The organism is Raoultella sp., assembly GCF_039594335.1.
Classification (GTDB): Bacteria; Pseudomonadota; Gammaproteobacteria; order Enterobacterales; family Enterobacteriaceae; genus Klebsiella.
On the sequence record NZ_JBCNNS010000024.1, the window covers coordinates 24161 to 46936 of the forward strand.

The window sequence follows — 22776 nt, forward strand, 5'->3', positions numbered from 1 at the left end:
GATTAATCCTCTCGGGCAAAAAGTGCCTCAATAAAGTCGCCCGCCTTAAACGGACGCAGATCCTCAATACGTTCACCGACGCCAATATAGCGAATCGGAATACCGAACTGGTCGGCGACCGAGAAGATAACCCCACCTTTCGCGGTACCGTCCAGCTTAGTCAATGTGATACCGGTCAAGCCAACGGCCTCATGGAACAGCCTGGCCTGGCTAATCGCGTTTTGCCCGGTGCTGGCATCGATGGTCAGCATGACCTCATGCGGCGCATCTTCGTCCAGTTTTTTCATCACCCGAACAATTTTCTTCAGCTCTTCCATCAAGTGCGATTTGTTCTGCAGACGACCCGCCGTATCGGCGATCAGCACGTCAACGTTTCGCGCCTTCGCGGCCTGGATAGCATCGAAGATCACCGATGCCGAGTCCGCACCAGTATGCTGAGCAATCACCGGAATGTTGTTGCGCTGCCCCCAGACCTGCAGCTGTTCTACCGCTGCGGCGCGGAAGGTGTCCCCGGCCGCCAGCATCACCGATTTACCTTGCTGTTCGAACTGACGCGCCAGCTTGCCGATAGTGGTGGTTTTACCCACGCCGTTCACACCCACCATCAGGATAACAAATGGCGTTTTCCCTTCAACATTCAATGGCTCATCCACTTTCGCGAGGATATCGCCCATCTCTTCTTTCAGCAGGCCGTACAGCGCTTCCGCATCACGTAGCTGCTTGCGGCTGGCGCCTTCGGTAATATTGGTAATGATCTTACGGGTCGTTTCCACGCCGACGTCAGCAATCAGCAGCTGTTCTTCCAACTCGTCAAACAGATCATCGTCAATTTTTTTGCCGCGGAACAGACTGATAAATCCGGAACCGAGGTTCTGTTTGGTTTTAATCAGGCTGCGTTTCAGACGGGCGAAAAAGCCCTCTTTCGTCGGTTTTTCCTGCTCTTGTTGGGCTGCGTCATCCGGCAGGCCCTCTTCCGCTTCAACAACCGCTTCGTCATCAAGAGGTTGTGAGGCCAGCGCCAGAGCTTCAAGCTCCTCATCAGACAGTGCAGGTTCAGGCAGTTCCTCACCGCACGTCTCATCACTCACCGCGTCGTCCACGGCAGCGACTTCCGGCTCCTCCGTCACCGCTTCCGCGATAAGTGGTTGAACGATCGCTTCTTCGACCAGCGGCTCCGGAGCTGCGACGCCTTCCGCCCGCAACTCTTCAGCCACTGTCTCAGCCACTGCCTTTTCACCCGCCGTACTGGCGGCCGGCGCCTCGTCAACAGCAGCGTGCCGCTCAGGGATCTCTTCGACTTCAGCCGGAGCTTCAACCGCAGGTGTCACCGGCGCAGATTGCAGTAATTCGCTCTCAACAACCTGTTCAGTCACGTCAACGACATCGGCCGCAAAAGCTTCCGCGTCCTCTTTTTCTACCGCAGAAGCGCTTACTGTATCCGCTTCTGGAGCCGCAACCGCCTCAGCAGGCAACTCTGCAGCCGAATGCTGTTCGGCAACGTCGGTTTGCCCTTCTACTTTCTGTTCGGTCTCGGTTTCCTGCGCCTGTTCTTTTTGTCCAAAGCCCAGCCAGGAAAAGAAGCCACGTTTTTTCTCTTTTGCCATTTGCGACGACACTCCCGCTGTTTATTCATGGCACAGCTTCGGCATAACAATAGTGGAAGCTGAAAAATGATGAAATTAGTCGGATAGTCTACCACTTAACTTAACTCGCATCACCGCCCCCGGATTAAGGTTTCGTCATCCGCATTCGATCGCTAGAATAGCGGGCTGAAAGTGGAGACCTGAGCAGAGAGATGAAAAAACCAAACCACACGGGCAGCGGCCAGATCCGTATTATCGGTGGGCAATGGCGCGGGCGAAAATTACCGGTGCCGGAGAGCCCGGGCCTACGCCCGACCACTGACCGGGTCCGTGAAACCCTTTTTAACTGGCTGGCACCTGTCATGGTCGATGCGCACTGCCTGGATTGCTTTGCCGGCAGCGGAGCCCTTGGGCTTGAGGCGCTGTCACGCTATGCGGGCAGCACCACGCTGCTGGAAATGGAGCACAGCGTTGCCCGGCAGTTGCAAAAAAACCTGGCGACCCTGAAAGCCAGCCATGGCAAAGTGGTCAATACCAATACGCTCAACTACCTTAATCAGCCCGGCACGCCGCACCATATCGTGTTTGTCGATCCGCCTTTCCGCAAAGGTCTGCTGGAAGAGACGCTGCGTCTGCTGGAAAATAACGGCTGGCTCGCCGATGAAGCGCTCATCTACGTTGAGAGCGAAGTCGAAAATGGTTTACCGCCGGTGCCGACATGCTGGCAGCTGTATCGTGAGAAAGTGGCCGGACAGGTCGCCTACCGCCTCTATCAACGTGAGGTAAAAGGAGAAAATCATGCTGATTAATTTTGGCCGCGTGTTGATGCTGTGCGTCTGGGCATTTTTGCTATTAAACCTGTTTCAGCCTTTCCCGAAGCCGCTGAACATCTTCATTAACGTTGCCCTGATCTTTATGATCCTGATGCATGGCCTGCAGCTGACGCTGCTGAAGGCCACTCAGCCGAAAGATGCCCCGCCGCTGGGCCGCTTCGAACAGATTCGCATTTTTATCTTCGGCGTGTTCGAACTGGTGGCCTGGCAGAAAAAGCTCAAGGCCACGCTGCGTAAGAAGTAACCCCGTGGGCTCAAGGTTCTGGCGTAAACGCGACAAACCTTGAGCCTTTGTAGCTCAGCATTCCCCGATCACCGACGCTCAGCGCATGATATTGCGCCGCTGCAAGTCGAAAACTGACTTCCAGGCCACCGTTTTCCGGCCTGAAGCTCACGTCATAGCGCATCTCGCTGCCAGCGGGGGCAACGCTTTGCTGGCGCGACCGGCGATCGTTGAGCACTTTCTCCCGCTTGTTACTCACCACCACCCGCTTTTGCAGCAGCGGGGCGGCGTCGTTATCCCTATTTTCCCGGCGTTGCTGCACGTAGCGCACCGAGGCGGCCACCGCAATAATGGCAACGACGATAATAAAAAACAGTGGAACCTTGCTCATTCATCTAACCCATAAAAATTCTCAGGAATAAGCATACCGCGCCTTGATTAACGTTGTCATCTGCCCGCCTGAACCACTACACTAAGTTTTAGTACCGCCAAAACACCACTCACTTAATAATAACAGATACAAGGACTTACTATGCTTTGGTCGTTTATTGCTGTCTGTTTCTCCGCATGGCTTTACGTCGATGCATCCTATCGCGGCCCCACGTGGCAGCGCTGGGTTTTTAAACCCGTCACGCTAATCCTGCTCCTGTTTCTGGCCTGGCAGGCGCCAAAGTTCAACGCTATCAGCTACCTGGTACTCGCCGGGCTGTGCGCTTCGCTGCTGGGCGATGCATTAACGCAGTTGCCGCGCCAGCGGGTGATGTATGCGGTGGGGGCCTTTTTCCTGTCGCATCTGCTGTATACGATCTGGTTTGCCAGCCAGATGACGATGTCGTTTTTCTGGCCGCTGCCGCTGGTGCTGCTGGTTATCGGCGCGCTACTGTTGGCGGTCATCTGGAGTCGGCTGGAAGATCTGCGCATGCCGGTCTTCACCTTTATCGGCATGACCCTGGTTATGGTCTGGCTGGCCGGTGAGTTGTGGTTCTTCCGCCCGACGGATACCGCGCTCTCAGGCTTCGCCGGTGCGACGTTCCTGCTGTTGAGTAATATTGTCTGGCTGATCAGCCACTATCGCCGGCGCTTCCGCGCCGATAATGCCATCGCCGCCGCCTTTTACTTTGCCGGCCACTTCCTGATCGTCCGCGCGCTGTATCTGTAATTTTGTGCTTGACTCTGGAGTCGACTCCAGAGTGTATCCTCCCGGTAATGAGAAAATTATCATTACCGGGAGGGTCCCATGTCGACTCCAGAAACGCAGGGTAAAAAAGTCCCACAGTTCTCTTCATTCAAATTAAAACCGGCCGTCGCCCAGGCCGACAGTTGCTGCACGGAGTCTGGTTGTGCCGCTAATAACGCCACCGACAGCGAGGCGTTAAACGAGGCGCGCTATAGCTGGCTGGTGGAAGGTATGGACTGCGCCGCCTGTGCCCGTAAAGTCGAAAATGCGGTGCGCCAGGTGCCAGGCGTCAGTCAGGTACAGGTTTTGTTTGCCACCGAGAAACTGCTGGTCAACGCCGATGCCGATATCCGCACAGCCGTCGAAAGTGCGGTACGTGCCGTGGGCTATACGCTGCGCGATGAAAGCACCTCGCCGCCGGAAACCTCGCGTCTGCGCGAGAACCTGCCGCTGATAACGCTGGTGCTACTGATGGTGCTGAGCTGGGGTCTGGAGCAGTTCAACCACCCCTTCGGCGAGCTGGCATTCATTGCCACCACGCTTGTGGGCCTGTGGCCCGTCGCTCGCCAGGCCCTGCGCCTGATCCGCAGCGGCAGCTGGTTTGCCATTGAAACACTGATGAGCGTCGCCGCTATCGGAGCGCTGTTTATTGGCGCAACGGCTGAAGCCGCGATGGTGTTGCTGCTGTTTATGGTTGGCGAGCGTCTTGAAGGCTGGGCCGCCAGCCGCGCCCGCCAGGGGGTAAGCGCTCTGATGGCGTTAAAACCCGATACCGCCACTCGCCTGCGTGACGGCGTGCGGGAAACTGTCGCCCAGCGCGATCTCCGCCCCGGAGACGTGATTGAAGTCGCGGCAGGAGGTCGCTTACCCGCCGATGGCCAGCTGCGCACACCCTTCGCCAGCTTTGATGAAAGCGCCTTAACCGGCGAGTCGGTGCCGGTCGAGCGCCATTCCGGCGAACGCGTGGCGGCAGGTGCCACCAGCGTCGATCGCCTGGTTCAACTGACGGTCATTTCCGAGCCGGGCGACAGCGCCATTGACCGCATTCTGAAGCTGATTGAAGAGGCGGAGGAACGCCGGGCGCCAATTGAGCGCTTTATCGATCGCTTCAGCCGGATTTATACGCCGGCCATTATGGTCGTCGCCCTGTTGGTCGCCATCGTGCCGCCGCTGTTCTTTGCCGCCGCCTGGCTGCCGTGGATCTACAAAGGTCTGACGCTGCTACTGATCGGCTGTCCCTGCGCACTGGTTATCTCCACTCCGGCGGCTATTACTTCCGGGCTGGCGATGGCGTCGCGCCGCGGTGCTCTGATTAAAGGCGGCGCAGCGCTTGAGCAACTCGGTCGCATACGTCAGGTGGCTTTCGACAAGACCGGGACGCTAACCGTCGGTCAACCGCGCGTTACCGCCGCAATCGCCCTGAATGACGTGGATGAAAATGGCCTGCTGGCACTGGCGGCGGCGGTAGAACAAGGCTCCAGCCACCCACTGGCACAGGCCATCGTGCGCGAAGCCCAGCAGCGTCAGCTGACGATTCCGTCTGCCCGCGATCAGCGCGCCCTGGCGGGGTCGGGCATTGAAGCCGAAGTCGACGGGCGGCGGATACTGATTTGCGCGGCAGGCAACGACGCAGCAGCAGAGCATGAGGTGCAGATTCAACAGCTGGAGAGCGCGGGTCAGACGGTTGTCCTGGTGTTGCGCGAACACTCTCTGCTCGGCATTCTGGCGCTACAGGATACGCTGCGCGATGACGCCCGCCAGGCGGTCGACGATCTGCATCGTCTGGGGGTGCAGGGGGTGATCCTGACCGGCGATAACCCGCGTGCGGCCGCCGCCATTGCCGCAGAGCTGGGGCTGGAATTCCGCGCCGGGCTGCTGCCGGCCGATAAAGTCGAGGCGGTCACGACGCTCAATACCGCGGCGCCACTGGCTATGGTTGGTGACGGGATTAATGACGCGCCAGCGATGAAGGCCGCCACCATTGGTATCGCCATGGGCAGCGGAACCGACGTGGCGCTGGAAACCGCCGATGCCGCCCTGACGCATAACCGCTTAACCGGTCTGGCGCAGATGATTTCACTGGCCCGCGCCACCCACGCCAATATTCGGCAGAACATCGCGATTGCGCTTGGCTTAAAGGGGATTTTCCTTATCACTACGCTGCTCGGGTTAACCGGGCTGTGGCTGGCGGTACTGGCCGATACGGGGGCAACGGTGCTGGTGACCGCTAACGCCCTGCGGCTGTTACGTAAGAAGTAAGTGGAAAGACCCCGGTGGCGCGTTGCTTACCGGGGCTACGGGAACGTGCAGTCTTTGGATTTTGTCGCCCGAACAGGGACGCAGCCCCACCTCCGGGAAGACGGCCTGCGGCAATCGCACCATTTATTCCCCGGTAGCGCGTTGCTTACCGGGGCTACGGGAACGTGGAGTCTTTGGATTTTGTCGCCCGGACAGGGGCGCAGCCCCGCCTCCGGGAGAGGCAGTGCGGCACACAAACCCGTGCTTAATGGCTTTTACGAATCAGATAGCGATAGGGCAGCGCCGCGGTTTCTTGTGCCAACAGCTCATGCTCCATAAAGCGGCAAAAACCTGGAATATCGCGGGTTGTCGCCGGATCATCGGCGATAATCAGCAGCGTTTCCCCCACCGGCATTGTACGTACGGTCTTACGCACCATCATTACCGGCTCCGGGCAACGCAGGCCCTGAGCGTCCAGAGTGTGGTCAGGGCTGGAGAAAAGTTCGGTCATTTTCATCTCACATCAACAAAACGGCCATAGTTTACCCCCACTTTTGCGCTACGCAAGTCAGGTTAACGTTTGCGCGAAAAACAACCATTGCAATACCCGCTCAACGCAGTATCATTCTGCCGCTTCAAACGGGTACTCGCGCGTTGGCAAGCCACAGCGCCAGTATTGATTTATTGGGTTCCCTCACCCCAACTCTCTGGTCCTGAATCATTCGAGTTGCAGAAAGGAGACGCCGCAGTGAATTCCCGGATGCTTACCCAGGTAAGCGACTGGAATGCATGAGGAAAGTCAACGCATCTGCAGTCTGAAGGAGGACGGGCATAAAAAGGTCACAATATGAATCCGTTTACAACGTCACAGCGTCAAAAAGCGCTGGTCTGGCTTTCTCTTTTTCATGTGCTGGTTATCACCTCCAGCAACTATCTGGTACAGCTCCCGATCTCCATTTTTGGTTTTCATACCACGTGGGGCGCGTTCAGCTTTCCGTTTATCTTCCTCGCCACCGATCTGACGGTGCGGATTTTCGGCGCGCCGTTGGCACGACGCATTATCCTGGCGGTGATGGTCCCGGCGCTGCTGATCTCCTATGGCATTTCGTCCCTGTTTTATATGGGAGAGTGGCAAGGCTTTGCCGCACTGACTCACTTTAACCTGTTCGTCGCCCGTATCGCCGCCGCCAGTTTCATGGCCTACGCGCTGGGCCAGATCCTCGATGTCCATGTCTTTAACCGCCTGCGTCAAAACCGCCGCTGGTGGCTGGCGCCGACCGCTTCGACTCTGTTCGGCAACGTCAGTGATACCCTGGCCTTTTTCTTTATCGCTTTCTGGCGTAGTCCGGACCCGTTTATGGCGGCGAACTGGGGAGAAATCGCAATTGTCGACTATAGCTTCAAGGTATTGATTAGCATTGTTTTCTTCCTGCCGATGTATGGCATGTTGTTGAATATGCTACTGAAAAAACTGGCAGATAAATCTGATTTATCAGCATTGCAGCCAGGTTAAGAGTACTCGCAGGTTGATGTGATAAGATAAGCGAATGAGCCGTTAATGGCCGTTTATCGAAAGGAAGATGTCAATGCGCAATTTGGTTAAATATGTCGGTATTGGCCTGCTGGTTATGGGGCTTGCGGCCTGTGATAACAGCGATACAAAAACGCCGACTGCCGGGGCTGCTGCGGAAAGCAACGCCAGCGGGCAAAATATCAGCCTGCTGGATGGTAAGCTGAGTTTCTCCCTGCCAGCAGGAATGACCGATCAGAGCGGTAAACTGGGTACCCAGGCCAACAACATGCACGTCTATTCTGACGCCACCGGGCAGAAAGCGGTGATCGTGATTGTTGGCGACAGCACCAATGAAGAATTGAGCGTGCTGGCTCAGCGCCTGGAAGATCAGCAGCGCAGCCGCGATCCGCAGTTGCAGGTTGTCACCAATAAATCGATTGATATCAAAGGCCACACGCTGCAGCAGCTGGACAGCATCATCTCCGCCAAAGGTCAGACTGCCTGGTCTTCCGTCATTCTCGGCAAGGTTGACGATAAGCTGCTGACACTGCAGATCACGCTGCCGGCAGACAACCAGCAGCAGGCGCAAAGCGCCGCTGAAAACATCATCAATACTCTCGTCATCCAGTAACTACTGGCCTGACGCTGCGGCCTCCGGCGCAACCACCGGGGGCCGTTTTTTTAACCGCCAGCACAGCAACAGCGCCACCGCCACCAGCCCCGCCGCCGCCAGATAAATAGTGGAAATCCCGGCCCACGCCATCAGCAGCCCGGCCAGAGGACCGGTAATCCCTAAAGACAGATCCATAAATACCGTATAGGTCGCCAGCGCCGAGCCCTGATTCTGTTGCGGCACCGCCTTCACCGCCACTACCCCCAGCGCAGGAAAGACCAGTGAAAAACCGGCGCCAGCGAAGAAGGTCCCGATTTTCGCGATCGGCGAGGTCTCAGCCAGCCCCACCAGCAGGAGCCCGACAATCTCAACGCTAAAGCACAGCATGGCGACATTCAGTCCCCCCAGACGATGAATGCCGTTGGGGAACAGCAGACGCGTGCCAACAAACGCGCAGCTGAATAGCGTTAGCGCGAACGCCGCGCCGTCCCAGCCTTTGGCATCGTAAAACAGAGTAATAAACGTCGCGATCGTGCCAAACCCGGCGGACGCCAATGCCAGCGCCATCCCATACAGCCAGACCCGGCCAAGCAGTCATCACTTTGCCCTTCGCCGCCTTAACCGCCGCCCTCGGTAACGCGCACAGAATAGCGACCAGCGCCACGGCCATAATCGTCCACGCCAGCCCCGATAATCCCACAAGCGAATAACAGAGCACGCCGAGCGGCGCCCCCATTGCCATCGCCCCATAAGTCACGATGCCGTTCCACGAAATCACCCGCCCGATATGCAGTGAACCCACCACGCCCACGCCCCATAGCGTTGAACCGGTGCCGGCAAAGCTTTGCCCGATGCCGAGAATCACGCGACCGAGGCACAGCAGAGCCAGGCTAAGGATAGGCCAGCCGCTTCCGACGGCCGCCAGCAGATAGCTCAAACCGCTGAGAAAACAGCCGCACAGCCCGAAGATCACAATCTTTTTCGGCCCAAGGAGATCGGCGTAGCGTCCGGCATGAGGGCGACTGAGGAGAGTGGCAAAATACTGCAGGCTAATGACCAGGCCGGCCCAGAACGCGCTGAACCCCATCACGTCATGGACATAGCCTGGCAGAACAGCCAACGGCAGGCCAATTGTCAGGTAGCTGGCAAAATTAAACATCACAACGGAGACAATCCGCAGATTAAGGCGCAGTCCATTCAGCGCCGATTCGTCAACGGGTTCGGGCATGGGGTCCACCAGACTTTTACAACAGTGTTTCACTATTACCACGTCGTCTGCGCAAAAGCAGCCTGCCGCGACAAAAATCACGCTGTTCGACTCGCCGGAGGCGATATTTTTCTGCTCTCAACAGACGCGCTAACCGCGCGAAATAATATTCCTGCAATATCAGTCTCGCCAGCCGAAAGCTTCTCAGTCCGGCCACGAAGATTTTTCTCAATCGTCATAGATGCCAACAATAATGTGCTGTCAGCGAATTCGCGGCCAAGTCTGGCAACCGCGTCGCGATCTTTTCGTTGAAAAGCTATTTTGGCGCTGGAAGCGCGGATGGGTTTGCAAATGATGCGTGCTTTGCCGCTGCACTCAACTTGCGCCACCCGGCCCCACGGTGCGGCGAGCCGGATTACATTATGGGAGAGGCCCACCGGATTGACGGCGAATTTTCACCGGGTAATCACTTCGCTTTTGACAGGAGAATACATCAAGCAGTATTCCGCGCTGATCCTGATATATCGAATCGGCATGGTTCGCCACGACCCACTGGCGCAAGCTGGCTACCGCCGTATTCCATCTCGGAGAACATGCGGAGGTGGCAGCAGAGCATTCGGGCCGACAGGATTCGCTGACTCAGGTTTTGCGCTTCGCCGGCCAGAAGATCGTCAGTACGCCAGCGATGATCATCAGCACCCCCAGCAGGGAACGCCAGTGGAAAGGTTCATGCCAGCCGGGCAGCCAGATAGCGGCGGCCCAGACCAGAATGTAGCTAAGGCTGAGCAGCGCGTAGGCTTTGGCCAGCGGCAGCTGGTGCAGCGTAAAGTACCAGCAGACCATCGACAGCAGGTAGCCGCTCAGCCCCAGCACCAGGCCGAGAGTTCCGGCCCGCAGATGTAAAAGATGATTGAGAAACGCGAACAGGTCACTCAGCGGCGGCAGTTCAACCATCGCCCCGCGCAGCAGAAGCTGTGCGGCGCTGACCAGACCGACGCTGAATAACGCCCAGATTAATCCCATCAGACGCTACTCCCTAGCACCACGATGCCGACCACAATCAGCCCTACGCCGACCCAGTGGCGCCGGGCCACCGGCTCTCGCCAGATCCCCCAGGCCGCTAGCGTCACCCAGACAAAATTGAGGCTCAGCATAGGATAGGCGACACTCACCGGAATGGATTGCAGCACGCTCAACCACAGCAGCATACCGCCGCCGAGCGCCAGCAGCGCAAGACCCAGCCAGCCGAGAATATGGCGACCGCGCCGCCGTGACTTAGACGGGCGCGTCGCCTGTTTCTGGCACAACTGCCCGACGCAGCTTAACAGGCTTGCAAGCGCCAGGCAGATCCAGGTACTCATTGCGGCAGATACTGGAGAAACACTACCCGCTCTAACGCATAAGTTTTGTCAGGTTTCGGTAGAGGTAAATCGTCCATATTTTCTCCTTTGTCCATCAGCAGCACCAGCGATACCGGTCCTTCTTTGCGATGCGCTGCCAGCCAACTGGCAAACTCATCCTGGCTCACAAAGCCATTCTTCGAATCGGGCCAGTCTAAACCGTACTTTAGCTCGCCCTGCTTATCATACATGATGATATCGTTACGCCTGAGTTCCCACGCCAGACCGGCGGCAATACCGACGTTGTTGCTCAGCACATAGCGGCTTGGCGCCAGCGATTCACCAATAATATCGACCATGAACTGTGGCTGCTTGCTATCAATCACCCGGTCAGGAATGGCGAAACCAATCAGCAGCGCCAGCCCCAGAGGACAGCAGGCGGCTAATGTCCAGCGACGACCGTTATCCTTCATCGCCAGCCAGCCCATCAGCGCCCAGACGACAAACGCAATCGCCGCCAGCAAACATTTATACAGCTCGATCTGCGTCCAGACCGGTTTATGCATCAGACCCCAAGGCGACACCACCAGCACGGCAATCAGACCAACCAAACCAAAGACCAGGTTGATAAAACCGTTAATGCGCAGCGCTTTTGCGCCCGCCTTCGCTGCATCCAGCCCATAGCGAGCCATCAGAATCGACAGCGGCCCGAAGCACGGCAAAATGTAGGTTGGCAGTTTCCCTTTGGCGATGCTGAAAAACAAGAACGGCATTGCCACCCAACCAAGCAGATACAGCGCGCCGCGCACGTCGTCGCGCTCGGTCCAGCCACGCTTCAGCGCCCCGGGCAGTAGCGCCAGCCACGGCAAACTTCCGGCGAACAGGAACGGGATGTAATACCAGAACGGCGCCTTGTGCTGGGCATCTTTCTCGGCAAAACGTTGAATATGCTCCACCCAGAAGAAATAGCGCCAGAAGTCCGGTTCGCGTTTGGCGATAGCCAGGCCCCAGGGCAGCACGGTCAGAATGCAGACGCCCACCGCCAGCCAGCCGTAGGTCAACACTTCACGCCAGCGTTTCCGGGCAATCACCCATGGCAGGACCCCGACAACCGGTACCGCCAGCGCCAGGAAGCCTTTGGTCATGACCCCCATTCCACAGGCGGCCCCCAGCAGCGCGTAGCCGATGATTTTACCGTTTCGGGTCTGCGCCTGAGCCGCGCCCCAGAAACTGCACATCGCCAGCGCCATCCACAGGGTAATCATCGGATCCAGCACCGCATAGGTGCCAATACCGTAGACCAGCAGTGCAGTCAGGAAGATCACGGCGGACAGAATAGCCACCCGTTTGTCCTGCCAGATTCGCCATGCCAGCCATGCAATCAGCAACGCGGTGACGCTGATGGAAAATACCGAGCCAAAGCGTACGGCAAAGTTATTGTGACCAAACAACCACTGCCCGATGCTGTTAATCCAGTATCCGGCAATCGGTTTTTCAAAATAGCGCAGCCCGAGAAAATGCGGCACCACCCAGTCACCGGACGCCAGCATCTCACGGCTGATCTCCGCATAGCGCGTTTCATCAGGCTGCCAGAGCAGTCGGAAATTTAACGGAAGTAGATAATACAGCGCAAATAACACCACTAAAGAGACGCTATAACGAATGCTTTTCATACGTCCTGACTCAATAATTGTTCACGTCCAAGCCAGCCTTCCCGGCCAGCCAATTCACCGCGAACCACTTTACCCAGCGGCAGCTCGCTAAAATCTGCGGGCAGCAGTTGGCTCAGCGGGCAAAACTGGATTTCTTCCTGTGCGGCCATCGTCAGCAGCTCATCGAACTGCTGCGCGAAGGCAATGCCTTCCACTTCAGCATGAATGGTGTAGACCGGCGTACCGCTATCCCGGTGAATACAATCCAGAAGATAGCGATTGAAGCCCCCGGCATCGACGCGACTGCCGACCACTTCATCCCAGGTAGGCAGCGTAACGGGAATCTGCACCGTCCCTGTCACCTTGTTGCCCAACATCGGCAGGAAGGGACCCGAGCCACGACAGTCGCTGTTGTAGAGGAAATTGAAGGACTCTTTGGCTTTAATCACCCGTTGATCCGCGCGCCAGCCCGCCACGGCGGAACAGGTGACCGAACGGCCGATGATCCGTTCCAGCTCGAACAGACCGCGTTCGACCTCCAGCGCCAGCCGCTCCTGCGGCCAGACGCCGCTCCATGCCTGCCAGCTGTAATGATCCCAGGCATGCAGACCCACTTCATGCGTCTGCGCCGTGGCACGGATAACCTCTTCATTCCCCGCGCCAATCCGTCGCCCAGGCCAGGCGGTGCCTGCCAGCAAAATATCCCAGCCATACAGTGAAGCGGCATTTGAACGTAGCATCTTCCACAGAAACTTCGGTTTTATCAGGCGCCATAAATGGCGCCCCATATTGTCCGGCCCAACGCTGAAGAAAAAGCTTGCCTGAACCCCGTGCTGGCCTAGCAGGCTCAACAGGCGCGGTACCCCGTCCCGGGTACCGCGAAAGGTATCGACATCTATGCGTAAGCCGACCTGTTTCATGATGTCTTGTCGTCCACCAGCTCAACCGTGCGCAGGAAGAAGTCGAGCGTATGCTCCACGGTTTCTTCCATCGGAACCGTCGGCGTCCAGTTCAGGCAGCGCTTCGCGTTACGAATGCTCGGCTTACGATGCTCCACATCCTGATAGCCTTTACCGTAGTAATCGCTGCTCTCGACGTCGCGGAAACCGGCGAACGGCGGGAAGTTATTGCGCAGCGGATGACGTTCGAAGCACGCCAGCAGCATCTCCGCCAACTCTTTGATGCTGGCTTCGTTTTCCGGGTTACCGATATTGATAATCTGCCCGTCGCAGCGGCCGTCTTTGTTCTCAATAATGCGGAACAGTGCTTCGATACCGTCGCTAATATCGGTGAAGCAGCGTTTTTGTTTACCGCCTTCAATCAGCTTGATCGGCGAACCTTCAACCAGATTCAGGATCAGCTGAGTAATCGCCCGAGAGCTGCCGATGCGCGCGGCATTCAGGTTATCCAGACGCGGTCCCATCCAGTTAAACGGGCGGAACAGCGTGAAGCGCAGGCCAGACTTGTCGCCATAGGCCCAGATAACGCGGTCGAGCAGTTGCTTCGATACCGAGTAAATCCAGCGCTGTTTGTTGATCGGGCCGACCACCAGGTTTGAAGTGTCTTCGTCGAAGTTGTTGTCGGTGCACATGCCGTACACTTCGGAGGTCGACGGGAAGATAATGCGTTTATCGTATTTCACGCAGTCGCGGATGATCTTCAGGTTCTCTTCGAAGTCCAGCTCGAACACGCGCAGCGGGTTGCGGGTATATTCGATTGGCGTCGCGATGGCCACCAGCGGCAGGACCACGTCGCATTTCTTAATGTGGTACTCGATCCACTCGGAGTGAATGCTGATATCGCCTTCCACGAAGTGGAAGCGCGGGTTGTCCAGGAAACGACCGATAGCGTCAGATCCGATATCCAGGCCGTAGATTTCGTAGTTGTCGTCGGCGAGAAGACGTTCGGTCAGGTGGTTACCAATAAAACCATTCACGCCAAGGATCAGCACGCGGGTACGGCGTTTAACGGCCACAACCGGTTTGCTGCTGAGTACCGCGCCAGATACCAGCCCCAGCGCCTGCGCCAGCTGAGTACCCTGCATGTAAACACCGCGCTCGGTTTGACCGGTGGCGATCTCCAGCGCACCATCCTGACAGGCGACCACCAGCGGAGAGGTCGAAATCACCGTTCCCGGCTTCGCCGCTGCCAGATCCTGGCGCACGCGGGATTTCCAGACGATAAATTTATTCGCACCAACATAGCCAAACGCCCCCGGCCACGGATCGGAAACGGCGCGGACCAGGTTATGCAGCGTCAGCGCAGGTTTGTCCCAGTCGAGACGACCATCTTCCGGCGTGCGTCGCCCAACGTAGGTAGCCTGGCTTTCATCCTGGGCACGATATTGGGATTTATCTTCACGAATCGCCGGCAGAGCCTGGCTCAGCAGCTCTGACGCCGCGGCGCACAGCTTGCGATGCAGTGTCAGCGCGACATCATCAGCGCCGATAGCAACCTTCTGCTGCGCCACGATATCGCCGGCATCTGCACGGCTAACCATGCGATGCAGGGTTACGCCGGTTTCCGTTTCACCGTTAACCAGCACCCAGTTCAGCGGCGCGCGGCCACGATATTTCGGCAGCAGAGAACCATGCAGGTTAAAGCCGCCTTTTGGCGCAAGGCTGAGGATATCGTCGCCCAGCATGTTGCGATAGTAGAAAGAGAATAATACGTCCGGCCTCATGTCGCGGATACGTTCAATCCACAGTGGGTGGTTAACATCTTCTGGTGCCCACACCGGGATACCTTGCTCAGCAGCAATACGCGCAACCGAGCCAAAGAAATGGTTTTCGCCAGGGTTATCCGGATGGGTGAAAATAGCGGCAATTTCATACCCGGAATCCAGCAGAGACTGAATGCCAGCACAACCCATATCGTGATAAGCGAAGACTACAGCTTTCATGAACGATCTTCCTCTAGAGACGCCGTTTCCGGCTGACGAACAACACGTTGAATAAAGTAGCGGGGACGGGCGCGGACATCGTTATAGATGCGTCCGATATACTCCCCGAGCAGCCCCATGCCGACAAACTGCGCACCGATGAACATGAACAGCACGGCAAACAGCATGAACACCCCTTCCGCCGCCCACTGCGGGCCAAATACCAGTCGCAGGAACACCAGCAGGAAGGCGAAAGTAAAGCCCAGCAGGGCAATCACGCTGCCAAAGACGCTAAGCAGACGCAGCGGCGTGGTGGTCAAACAGGTCACCAGGTCGTACATCAGATTAATCAGACGCATAAAGCTGTATTTGGAATCGCCAAATTCACGCTCAGCGTGCATTACCGGGATTTCAACCGCCCGGCGCGCGAAGGTATTTGCCAGAATCGGGATAAACGTACTGCGCTCATGGCAATTGAGCATCGCGTCGATGATGTGGCGGCGATAGGCGCGCAGCATGCAGCCGTAATCCCCCATCGCTTTACCGGTAGTGCGCTGAATCAGGCGGTTGATCATCTTCGACGCGCTTTTACGGAAGAGAGTGTCCTGGCGGTTCTGCCGAACGGTACCGACCACGTCGTAGCCTTCGTCCGCCTTCGCCACCAGCCGCGGGATCTCTTCCGGCGGGTTTTGCAGGTCGGCATCAAGGGTGATAATCAGATCGCCGGTCACATGGCTGAAGCCCGCCATAATGGCCGAGTGCTGGCCATAGTTGCGGTTCAGCAACACCGCAACCACATGGCTGCCTTCGGCTTCTGCAGCCTCGGTCAACATGCGGGCAGAATCATCACTGCTACCATCGTCGACCAACAGAATCTCATACTGGCGACCCAGCGTTGCGCAGGCGGTATCCGTACGGCGAATCAGCTCGGGCAGGCTCTCCTGTTCGTTATAAACCGGAATAACGACCGAGACTTTTTTCACGGGAGGGTAAGTAAACATATCAACATCCTGACAACTGGTGCAGCGCAGAAATGACCCGAGTGACGTCATCGTCGGTCATTCCCGGGAACAAAGGGAGTGAACAGATACGCGCGCTGTTCCATTCCGTATTCGGTAAGGAAAGCGTTGGGAAACGCTCGCGGTAGTATTTTTGCGTATGGGCTGCGCGGAAGTGCAGGCCGGTGCCGATACCCATGGCTTTCAGTTTTTCCATTAACGTATCGCGGCCGATCCCGCAGGTGGCTTCATCCACGCGGATAATAAACAGATGCCAGGCATGCTGGTGTTCCCACGCCGGTATCGCCAATGGCTTAAACGGCGTATCCGCCAGCTCGCGCAGATAGCGTTGGGCAATCTCACTACGACGCTGGTTGGCATGGGCAAGTTTATCCAGTTGCACCAGCGCCAGCGCGGCGTTGATATCAGCCAGATTGTATTTGAAGCCCGGCGAAATCACCTCCGCCTGCGGTGCCCGGCCATGAGTCTGACGGTCATAGGCATCGACGCCAAGGCCGTGGAATTTCAGACTACGAATGCGCGATGCCAGCGCATCGTCATCGGTCACGATCAGTCCGCCTTCAGCGCAGGTCATGTTTTTGATGGCGTGGAAAGAGAAGATCGCACAGCCGCGTCCGCCCACGTGTTTGCCCTTGTAATACGTCCCCGCCGCGTGCGCGGCATCTTCAATCACCGGGATGCCGTGACGTTCGGCCACCGCGCGAATCGCGTCGATATCCGCAGGCGCGCCCGCGTAGTGCACGGGAATAATCGCTTTGGTGTTACGGGTAATCGCCGCTTCAACCGCCTCGGCGGTAATCATCAGATTGTCGTGATCGACATCGATCATCACCGGTGTCGCGCCCACCAGACAAATCATGTTCAGCGTGGAAACCCAGGTCTGGGATGGCGTGATGACTTCATCGCCAGGGCCAATGCCCAACGCCATCAGCGTAACGTGCATGCCGCCAGTCGCCGAACTCACCGCCACAGCGTGACGGTTGCCGGTCAGCGTGCAGAATGCCTCTTCCAACGCCTGGTTTTTCGGTCCGGTGGTGATCCAGCCCGATTGCAAAACTTCACGCAGCGCAGCCAGCTCTGCGTCGCCCATCGACGGGCGCGAAAACGGCAAAAATTCGCTCATCATTTTCCTGTTCTGTATATGACCCTTTCAGGGTTACGGGTCGATAGAAAAAATATCCTGCGCCAGCGGACTTAAACAAAATGAAAATGGAATCTCTTAAATGCCACTTTTCATTCCAGGGTATTTGACGTTATTAAATTTAGACGGGGTTGCTTAGGATAATATTAAGAAATTAATATAATTTACCGGTAAGAAAATAATCAATTGTTTTTAAATGAAATTTACAAATGATGAGGCGGGAGTTGAGGGGGAAACTGGCTCCCGTTTATGGGCAAAACAGGAGCACCGTGCAGTAAAGTAAACAAACATTAAACAGTTAAACAATAAATAGCATTTTATTCTGCAATATGAATTTCAAAAACACATCCTAGCTCACAAAATCATTTTCAGTAGATGACAAATTTGCAGGGAAGTCAGCCGGTAATTGATTAGCCGGGCAATTAATGACATTGTTATTATCTGCACCGCAATCACGTATGAAGGTAATCGTGGCGAACTCGTCAATCACTTCCGTCGGGTAAGCTGGTCCGGCGGCACGATAGGATTCCATCAGCGGGATGTGCTCGTTCTGGAAGCAGACGGTTTTTTCCGGGTTGTTGATCACCCAGCGGGGGAAAAAAATGGTGCCGTGGAACAGCTTGTCTCCCAGGTTTACAATCAGACTCACGTCAGTACCGGTCGGCTCCGTCCACGAAATTTTATAAATGCTCTCCCCCACCCGCACGATCCAGGCCTGCTGATCCTTCACCCAGCGATTCCCGACGATACCGCTGTGAATCCGGTAATCCAGGGTGTTGCCGTTTTTCACGTAAAGTTCGTAATTCCAGCCGTTATCATAGGTATAAACCAGATGTTTGCCGATAAAACCGCTCAAATCATGTTTATCAAAAGTGCTCATTATCTTTCTCCTTTGCTGTTGAGATTCAGCATACAGCTTTAAAAAATGAATGAATAATGCTATATTTTGATGAAATCAATTCATTTTTTAGATAAATAATGCACAAAACGACGCTGGAACAATGGTCCTTGCTGGAAAAAGTTATCGAGCGGGGTAGCTTCGCCAAAGCAGCAGAAGAGACCCATCGCAGCCAGTCTTCGGTGAGCTATAACCTCGCCCTGTTGCAGGAAAGGCTGGGCGTCGCGCTGCTGCATACTTCTGGCCGCCGCGCGGTACTCACTCCAGCCGGAGAGCTGCTGCTAAGCCAGGTAAAACCGCTCCTGCAGGCATTTTCATACGTTGAAACCCGCGCGGCGACCCTACACAACGGCGCGCGAACCCGTCTGGACCTGGTGGTGGATAGTATTTTCCCCCGCGAACGGCTGTTTGCCATTCTGCGCCAGTTTCAGCAGCGCCATCCGCAGACTCAGGTGAAGCTAACCGAAGTCCTCGAAAACATGAAAGATGAGCAGGAGGCCCGCAGCAAAGCCGACGTGATGGTACTCACCCGCCGCCAGGATATTACCGGGCGCGGTGAATGGTTGATGAACATTGATTTTGTTGCCGTTGCCCACCGGGATCATCCGCTTGCCAGACTGAGCGGCCCCCTCGACGACAGCGCACTGGCCCCCTGGCCGCTGGTGCGTATCGCCGATCGCAGCGACGACCCGCAGACAGGCCGCGATGCCTGGACATTTTCCACCATCGATGCCGCTATTGATGCCGTGCTGTATCAGGTCGGCTTCGGCTGGCTCCCCGAAGAGCGCATCCGCGCCCGGTTAGATCAGGGGATGCTGAAAATATTGCCGCTCAGCCACGGCGCCCGACGTGCCACACCGCTACACCTGATCGTCAAACGCGATCTGGCGCCCATTGATGAGCAGCTCGCCACGCTACTGGCGCTGTTCAGAGCGCCGTAAATCGCCCGGCGGCGCTCCGCATGCGCTGGCCGACGGGAACACGGCTCCTTCAGGTTATGCCAGCCTTGCCAACAGGAGATAACCTGGGGGATGATGCGTATATATGAAATTCTTATATTTTCTGATCTGACATTGATCCAGGTTAGGCCTGAAGTATGATGAATTATTAAAATCATCATACTTTCCTTCCTGTTGAGATAAAGACCTTGTCGATTTTCCGCACCGCGCTGCTGGCGCTTTTCGCCTGCGCACCTCTGCTGACCGTCGCTGCCTCATACGACATCACTACCGCCTGGCCGGTGAACGTGGGGCCGCTGAATCCGCATCTGTATACCCCCAACCAGATGTTTGCCCAAAGCATGGTGTACGAACCGCTGGTAAAGTATCAGGCGGATGGCTCGGTAAAACCATGGCTGGCCACCCACTGGAGCCACTCTGCGGACGGGAAAGTATGGCTCTTTACCCTGCGTAACGACGTACAGTTCTCCAACGGCGAGCCATTCAATGCGCAGGCTGCGGTCGCCAACTTCCAGGCGGTACTGGCCAACCGCCAGCGCCATGCCTGGCTGGAGTTAACCAATCAGATAACCGATGTGCGGGCGCTAAGCGATACGCAACTGCAGATTACGCTCAAAAGCGCCTACTACCCTTTCTTGCAGGAGCTGGCCCTGCCGCGCCCGTTCCGTTTTATTGCCCCTTCGCAATTTGTTGAAGGGGGAACACAACACGGCATCAAAGCGCCGGTCGGCACCGGCCCCTGGGTACTGAAAACCTCGAAGCTCAACCAGTATGATGTGCTGGTGCGTAACGACCACTACTGGGGCGAAAAACCGGCGATCCGCCAGGTGACCGTGAAAGTGATTCCGGACCCGATGACCTGCGCCGTCGCCTTTGAAACCGGCGATATCGATCTGCTGTACGGGAATGAAGGCCTGCTGCCACTCGATACCTTCGCCCGTTTCAGCCATAATCCGGCCTTGCGTACCCAGCTCTCTCAGCCTGTCGAAACGGTGATGCTGGCCCTTAACTCTGCCAAAGCCCCCACTAACGAACTGGCGGTGCGTGAAGCGCTGAATTACGCCGTGAACAAAAAATCGCTGATCGACAACGCGCTGTATGGTACTCAGCAGGTCGCCGACACGCTGTTTGCCCCCTCAGTGCCGTACGCCAATATTGGCCTGAAACCACGCCAGTACGATCCGCAGCAGGCCAACGCCCTGCTGGAAAACGCCGGTTGGGTCAGGTCCGTGGATAAAGCAATTCGCGAGAAGAACGGCCAGCCGCTGCACATAGAGCTGTCGTTTATCGGTACCGATGCCCTGAGTAAATCGATGGCGGAGATAATCCAGGCGGATATGCGCCAGGTCGGGGTGGATGTGGCGCTGGTCGGAGAAGAGGAGAGCAGTATTTATTCCCGCCAGCGCGACGGCCGCTTTGGCATGATCTTTAACCGTACCTGGGGTGCGCCGTATGACCCGCATGCGTTTATGAGCTCAATGCGCGTCCCCTCGCACGCTGATTATCAGGCACAGCAAGGGTTAGCAGACAAGCCACTGATTGATAAAGAGATTGGCCAGGTTCTGGCCACCAGCGACGCTGCGCAACGTCAGGTGCTGTATCGCGATATTCTGACCCGTCTGCACAACGATGCGGTCTATCTGCCCGTCAGTTATATCTCGATGATGGTGGTGGCGAAACCCGAACTGGGGGCGATTCCTTACGCACCGGTTACCGCTGAAATTCCATTCGAACAAATCCAGCCGGTGAATCCCTGATGCAACGTTATCTGCTGCGACGCATTCTGCTGTTGGTTCCGATGATCTTTGCCGCCTCGGTAATTATTTTCCTGATGCTGCGCCTCGGTACCGGTGACCCGGCGCTCGACTACCTGCGGCTCTCAAACCTGCCGCCCACGCCGGAGATGGTGTCCTCGACGCGAACGATGCTCGGGCTGGATCAGCCGCTCGTCGTCCAGTACGGCCGCTGGCTCTGGCGGGCGCTACATCTCGATTTTGGCGTGTCATTTGCCACCCAGCGTCCGGTGCTTGACGATGTGCTGCGCTTCCTGCCCGCTACGCTGCAACTGGCGGGCGCGGCGCTGGTGCTGATCCTGCTGACTTCCGTACCGCTGGGCATCTGGGCCGCGCGCCACCGCGAGCAATTGCCGGATTTCATCGTGCGGCTCATCGCCTTCCTTGGTGTGTCGATGCCAAACTTCTGGCTCGCTTTTTTACTGGTGCTCTTTTTCTCCGTCTATTTACAATGGCTGCCCGCTCTGGGCTACGGCAGCTGGCAGCATATCGTCCTGCCGGCGGTGTCGATTGCATTTATGTCGCTGGCGATTAACGCCCGCCTCCTGCGCGCCAGCATGCTGGAAGTGGCCGGGCAGCGCCATGTCACCTGGGCTCGCCTGCGCGGCCTGAATGCGCAGCAAATCGAACGTCGCCACATTCTGCGCAACGCCTCGCTCCCGATGATTACTGCCGTGGGCATGCACATTGGCGAACTGATCGGCGGGACGATGATCATCGAAAATATTTTTGCCTGGCCGGGCATCGGGCGCTATGCCGTCTCGGCTATCTTTAACCGCGACTATCCAGTGATTCAGTGTTTTACGCTTATCATGGTGGTGGTATTCGCCCTATGCAATCTGACGGTCGATCTGGTCAATGCCATGCTGGACCCGCGCATTCGTCGTCATGAAGGAGCACACTCATGAGCTTTTTCTTCTCGGCACGCGGTTCGGTGCGTGCAGCACTGGTCATCATCGTCCTGCTGACGCTGGTGACGCTCACCAGCCAGTGGTGGCTGCCGTATGATCCGCAGGCCATTGATTTACCTTCCCGCCTGCTCTCACCGGACGGCAAGCACTGGCTGGGAACCGACCATCTTGGCCGCGATATTTTCTCCCGTTTGCTGGCGGCGACACGGGTGTCGCTGGGTGCGGTGATGGCCTGTTTAGTCCTGGTTCTGGCGTTGGGACTCCTTGTTGGCGGCTGTGCCGGACTCATGGGCGGACGGGTCGATCAGCTCACCATGCGGGTGGCCGATATGTTTATGACCTTTCCTACCTCCATTCTGTCGTTTTTTATGGTGGGCGTGCTGGGGACCGGATTGACCAACGTCATTATCGCCATCGCCTTGTCTCACTGGGCCGGGTACGCGCGAATGGTTCGTAGCCTGGTGGTCTCCCTGCGCCAGCGTGAGTTTATTCTCGCCGCACGGCTGAGCGGAGCGAATCGCTGGCGGCTTTTCCTCGATCACCTGGCCGGCGCGGTGGTGCCTGCGCTGCTGGTTCTCGCCACCCTCGATATCGGTCATATGATGCTGCACGTCGCCGGGATGTCATTCCTCGGCCTTGGCGTCAGGCCACCGACGGCAGAATGGGGAGTGATGATTAATGATGCGCGGCAGTTTATCTGGACCCAGCCACTACAGATGTTGTGGCCCGGTCTGGCGCTGTTTATCAGCGTGATGGCCTTTAACCTGGTGGGCGACGCGCTGCGCGATCGTCTCG

The 22776-nt window shown here is 56.9% G+C and carries 21 protein-coding genes and 1 pseudogene; 10 read left to right on the plus strand and 12 right to left on the minus strand.

What is annotated here, in order from left to right; genetic code table 11:
* Positions 1–2: 2 nt before the first annotated feature.
* Positions 3–1604 carry a signal recognition particle-docking protein FtsY gene (gene ftsY, locus ACZAHD_RS06395; RefSeq protein WP_462456027.1) on the minus strand — a complete coding sequence of 534 codons (1602 nt, stop codon included), beginning with the start codon at positions 1602–1604 and terminating at the stop codon, positions 3–5.
* Positions 1605–1795: 191 nt separating this feature from the next.
* On the opposite strand from ftsY, the gene rsmD reads away from it, so the two are divergent.
* Both rsmD and ACZAHD_RS06405 read left to right on the plus strand, forming a co-directional pair.
* Positions 1796–2392, plus strand: a complete 597-nt coding sequence (gene rsmD, locus ACZAHD_RS06400) for a 16S rRNA (guanine(966)-N(2))-methyltransferase (protein WP_462456028.1) — start codon at positions 1796–1798, stop codon at positions 2390–2392.
* Entirely contained in the window at positions 2382–2660 is a 279-nt protein-coding gene (locus ACZAHD_RS06405) for a DUF1145 family protein (RefSeq protein WP_462456029.1), read from the plus strand. The genes rsmD and ACZAHD_RS06405 overlap by 11 nt, the downstream gene beginning before the upstream one ends.
* 10 nt (positions 2661–2670) lie before the next feature.
* On the opposite strand, the gene ACZAHD_RS06410 is transcribed toward ACZAHD_RS06405, so the two are convergent.
* Positions 2671–3030 carry a DUF2500 domain-containing protein gene (locus ACZAHD_RS06410; RefSeq protein WP_462456030.1) on the minus strand — a complete coding sequence of 120 codons (360 nt, stop codon included), beginning with the start codon at positions 3028–3030 and terminating at the stop codon, positions 2671–2673.
* A gap of 141 nt (positions 3031–3171) precedes the next feature.
* Between ACZAHD_RS06410 and ACZAHD_RS06415 the strand changes: the two genes are divergently transcribed.
* Positions 3172–3798 (plus strand): lysoplasmalogenase, encoded by a 627-nt coding sequence (locus ACZAHD_RS06415; RefSeq protein ID WP_462456031.1) that lies wholly within the window; start codon positions 3172–3174, stop codon positions 3796–3798.
* Between the two features lie 78 nt (positions 3799–3876).
* A complete protein-coding gene (gene zntA / locus ACZAHD_RS06420) occupies positions 3877–6075 on the plus strand; it encodes a Zn(II)/Cd(II)/Pb(II) translocating P-type ATPase ZntA (protein WP_462456032.1) in 2199 nt (732 codons plus the stop codon).
* 244 nt (positions 6076–6319) lie between these two features.
* On the opposite strand, the gene tusA is transcribed toward zntA, so the two are convergent.
* The gene (tusA, locus tag ACZAHD_RS06425; RefSeq protein ID WP_004868581.1) at positions 6320–6565 is read right to left on the minus strand and encodes a sulfurtransferase TusA; all 246 of its coding nucleotides are present in this window, start codon (positions 6563–6565) and stop codon (positions 6320–6322) included.
* Between the two features lie 336 nt (positions 6566–6901).
* On the opposite strand from tusA, the gene ACZAHD_RS06430 reads away from it, so the two are divergent.
* Both ACZAHD_RS06430 and ACZAHD_RS06435 read left to right on the plus strand, forming a co-directional pair.
* Positions 6902–7567: a 7-cyano-7-deazaguanine/7-aminomethyl-7-deazaguanine transporter gene (locus tag ACZAHD_RS06430; protein WP_462456033.1), complete on the plus strand. Its 666-nt coding sequence runs from the start codon at positions 6902–6904 to the stop codon at positions 7565–7567.
* Positions 7568–7640: 73 nt separating this feature from the next.
* Positions 7641–8198, plus strand: coding sequence for a DcrB family lipoprotein (locus tag ACZAHD_RS06435; RefSeq protein ID WP_004868586.1), 558 nt, complete (start codon positions 7641–7643; stop codon positions 8196–8198).
* Here the strand turns inward: ACZAHD_RS06435 and ACZAHD_RS06440 are convergent.
* The 9 genes and pseudogenes from ACZAHD_RS06440 to ACZAHD_RS06480 all read right to left on the minus strand — a co-directional run bounded on the left by ACZAHD_RS06440 (position 8199) and on the right by ACZAHD_RS06480 (position 18303).
* A pseudogene (locus ACZAHD_RS06440) lies at positions 8199–9408 on the minus strand (MFS transporter). It abuts the gene before it with no gap.
* 618 nt (positions 9409–10026) lie between these two features.
* A complete protein-coding gene (gene arnF, locus ACZAHD_RS06445) occupies positions 10027–10410 on the minus strand; it encodes a 4-amino-4-deoxy-L-arabinose-phosphoundecaprenol flippase subunit ArnF (RefSeq protein ID WP_462456034.1) in 384 nt (127 codons plus the stop codon).
* The gene (arnE, locus tag ACZAHD_RS06450) at positions 10410–10748 is read right to left on the minus strand and encodes a 4-amino-4-deoxy-L-arabinose-phosphoundecaprenol flippase subunit ArnE (RefSeq protein ID WP_100683035.1); all 339 of its coding nucleotides are present in this window, start codon (positions 10746–10748) and stop codon (positions 10410–10412) included. The genes arnF and arnE overlap by 1 nt, the downstream gene beginning before the upstream one ends.
* Positions 10745–12400 carry a lipid IV(A) 4-amino-4-deoxy-L-arabinosyltransferase gene (gene arnT / locus ACZAHD_RS06455; RefSeq protein WP_462456035.1) on the minus strand — a complete coding sequence of 552 codons (1656 nt, stop codon included), beginning with the start codon at positions 12398–12400 and terminating at the stop codon, positions 10745–10747. Before arnT ends, arnE begins: the two co-directional genes overlap by 4 nt.
* A complete protein-coding gene (arnD, locus tag ACZAHD_RS06460; RefSeq protein ID WP_462456036.1) occupies positions 12397–13299 on the minus strand; it encodes a 4-deoxy-4-formamido-L-arabinose-phosphoundecaprenol deformylase in 903 nt (300 codons plus the stop codon). The genes arnT and arnD overlap by 4 nt, the downstream gene beginning before the upstream one ends.
* Entirely contained in the window at positions 13296–15281 is a 1986-nt protein-coding gene (gene arnA, locus ACZAHD_RS06465; protein WP_462456037.1) for a bifunctional UDP-4-amino-4-deoxy-L-arabinose formyltransferase/UDP-glucuronic acid oxidase ArnA, read from the minus strand. The genes arnD and arnA overlap by 4 nt, the downstream gene beginning before the upstream one ends.
* The gene (gene arnC / locus ACZAHD_RS06470; protein ID WP_462456038.1) at positions 15278–16261 is read right to left on the minus strand and encodes an undecaprenyl-phosphate 4-deoxy-4-formamido-L-arabinose transferase; all 984 of its coding nucleotides are present in this window, start codon (positions 16259–16261) and stop codon (positions 15278–15280) included. Before arnC ends, arnA begins: the two co-directional genes overlap by 4 nt.
* Before the next feature lies 1 nt (position 16262).
* On the minus strand, positions 16263–17402 hold the full coding sequence (gene arnB, locus ACZAHD_RS06475; RefSeq protein WP_462456044.1) for a UDP-4-amino-4-deoxy-L-arabinose aminotransferase: 1140 nt from the start codon (positions 17400–17402) through the stop codon (positions 16263–16265).
* Between the two features lie 367 nt (positions 17403–17769).
* On the minus strand, positions 17770–18303 hold the full coding sequence (locus tag ACZAHD_RS06480) for a phenolic acid decarboxylase (protein WP_462456045.1): 534 nt from the start codon (positions 18301–18303) through the stop codon (positions 17770–17772).
* 95 nt (positions 18304–18398) lie between these two features.
* Between ACZAHD_RS06480 and ACZAHD_RS06485 the strand changes: the two genes are divergently transcribed.
* The 4 genes from ACZAHD_RS06485 to nikC form a co-directional block, all read left to right on the plus strand.
* A complete protein-coding gene (locus ACZAHD_RS06485; protein ID WP_462456039.1) occupies positions 18399–19259 on the plus strand; it encodes a LysR family transcriptional regulator in 861 nt (286 codons plus the stop codon).
* A gap of 206 nt (positions 19260–19465) precedes the next feature.
* Complete coding sequence (nikA, locus tag ACZAHD_RS06490) at positions 19466–21034, plus strand: nickel ABC transporter substrate-binding protein (protein WP_462456040.1); 1569 nt, start codon at positions 19466–19468, stop codon at positions 21032–21034.
* Positions 21034–21978 carry a nickel ABC transporter permease subunit NikB gene (gene nikB, locus ACZAHD_RS06495; RefSeq protein ID WP_462456041.1) on the plus strand — a complete coding sequence of 315 codons (945 nt, stop codon included), beginning with the start codon at positions 21034–21036 and terminating at the stop codon, positions 21976–21978. Before nikA ends, nikB begins: the two co-directional genes overlap by 1 nt.
* The coding region (gene nikC / locus ACZAHD_RS06500; RefSeq protein WP_462456042.1) for a nickel ABC transporter permease subunit NikC at positions 21975–22776 on the plus strand (802 nt) is incomplete at its 3' end. The genes nikB and nikC, both read left to right, overlap by 4 nt.

Bases quoted from the DNA above. Each gene is read 5' to 3' on its own strand.
- ACZAHD_RS06430 (WP_462456033.1), top strand. From the start codon at position 6,902: ATGAATCCGTTTACAACGTCACAGCGTCAAAAAGCGCTGGTCTGGCTT.
- ftsY (WP_462456027.1), bottom strand. From the start codon at position 1,604: ATGGCAAAAGAGAAAAAACGTGGCTTCTTTTCCTGGCTGGGCTTTGGA.
- arnE (WP_100683035.1), bottom strand. From the start codon at position 10,748: ATGAGTACCTGGATCTGCCTGGCGCTTGCAAGCCTGTTAAGCTGCGTC.
- ACZAHD_RS06435 (WP_004868586.1), top strand. From the start codon at position 7,641: ATGCGCAATTTGGTTAAATATGTCGGTATTGGCCTGCTGGTTATGGGG.
- arnB (WP_462456044.1), bottom strand. From the start codon at position 17,402: ATGAGCGAATTTTTGCCGTTTTCGCGCCCGTCGATGGGCGACGCAGAG.
- zntA (WP_462456032.1), top strand. From the start codon at position 3,877: ATGTCGACTCCAGAAACGCAGGGTAAAAAAGTCCCACAGTTCTCTTCA.
- arnT (WP_462456035.1), bottom strand. From the start codon at position 12,400: ATGAAAAGCATTCGTTATAGCGTCTCTTTAGTGGTGTTATTTGCGCTG.
- nikB (WP_462456041.1), top strand. From the start codon at position 21,034: ATGCAACGTTATCTGCTGCGACGCATTCTGCTGTTGGTTCCGATGATC.
- arnF (WP_462456034.1), bottom strand. From the start codon at position 10,410: ATGGGATTAATCTGGGCGTTATTCAGCGTCGGTCTGGTCAGCGCCGCA.
- rsmD (WP_462456028.1), top strand. From the start codon at position 1,796: ATGAAAAAACCAAACCACACGGGCAGCGGCCAGATCCGTATTATCGGT.
- tusA (WP_004868581.1), bottom strand. From the start codon at position 6,565: ATGACCGAACTTTTCTCCAGCCCTGACCACACTCTGGACGCTCAGGGC.
- ACZAHD_RS06405 (WP_462456029.1), top strand. From the start codon at position 2,382: ATGCTGATTAATTTTGGCCGCGTGTTGATGCTGTGCGTCTGGGCATTT.
- ACZAHD_RS06485 (WP_462456039.1), top strand. From the start codon at position 18,399: ATGCACAAAACGACGCTGGAACAATGGTCCTTGCTGGAAAAAGTTATC.
- ACZAHD_RS06415 (WP_462456031.1), top strand. From the start codon at position 3,172: ATGCTTTGGTCGTTTATTGCTGTCTGTTTCTCCGCATGGCTTTACGTC.
- ACZAHD_RS06410 (WP_462456030.1), bottom strand. From the start codon at position 3,030: ATGAGCAAGGTTCCACTGTTTTTTATTATCGTCGTTGCCATTATTGCG.
- arnC (WP_462456038.1), bottom strand. From the start codon at position 16,261: ATGTTTACTTACCCTCCCGTGAAAAAAGTCTCGGTCGTTATTCCGGTT.
- arnD (WP_462456036.1), bottom strand. From the start codon at position 13,299: ATGAAACAGGTCGGCTTACGCATAGATGTCGATACCTTTCGCGGTACC.
- arnA (WP_462456037.1), bottom strand. From the start codon at position 15,281: ATGAAAGCTGTAGTCTTCGCTTATCACGATATGGGTTGTGCTGGCATT.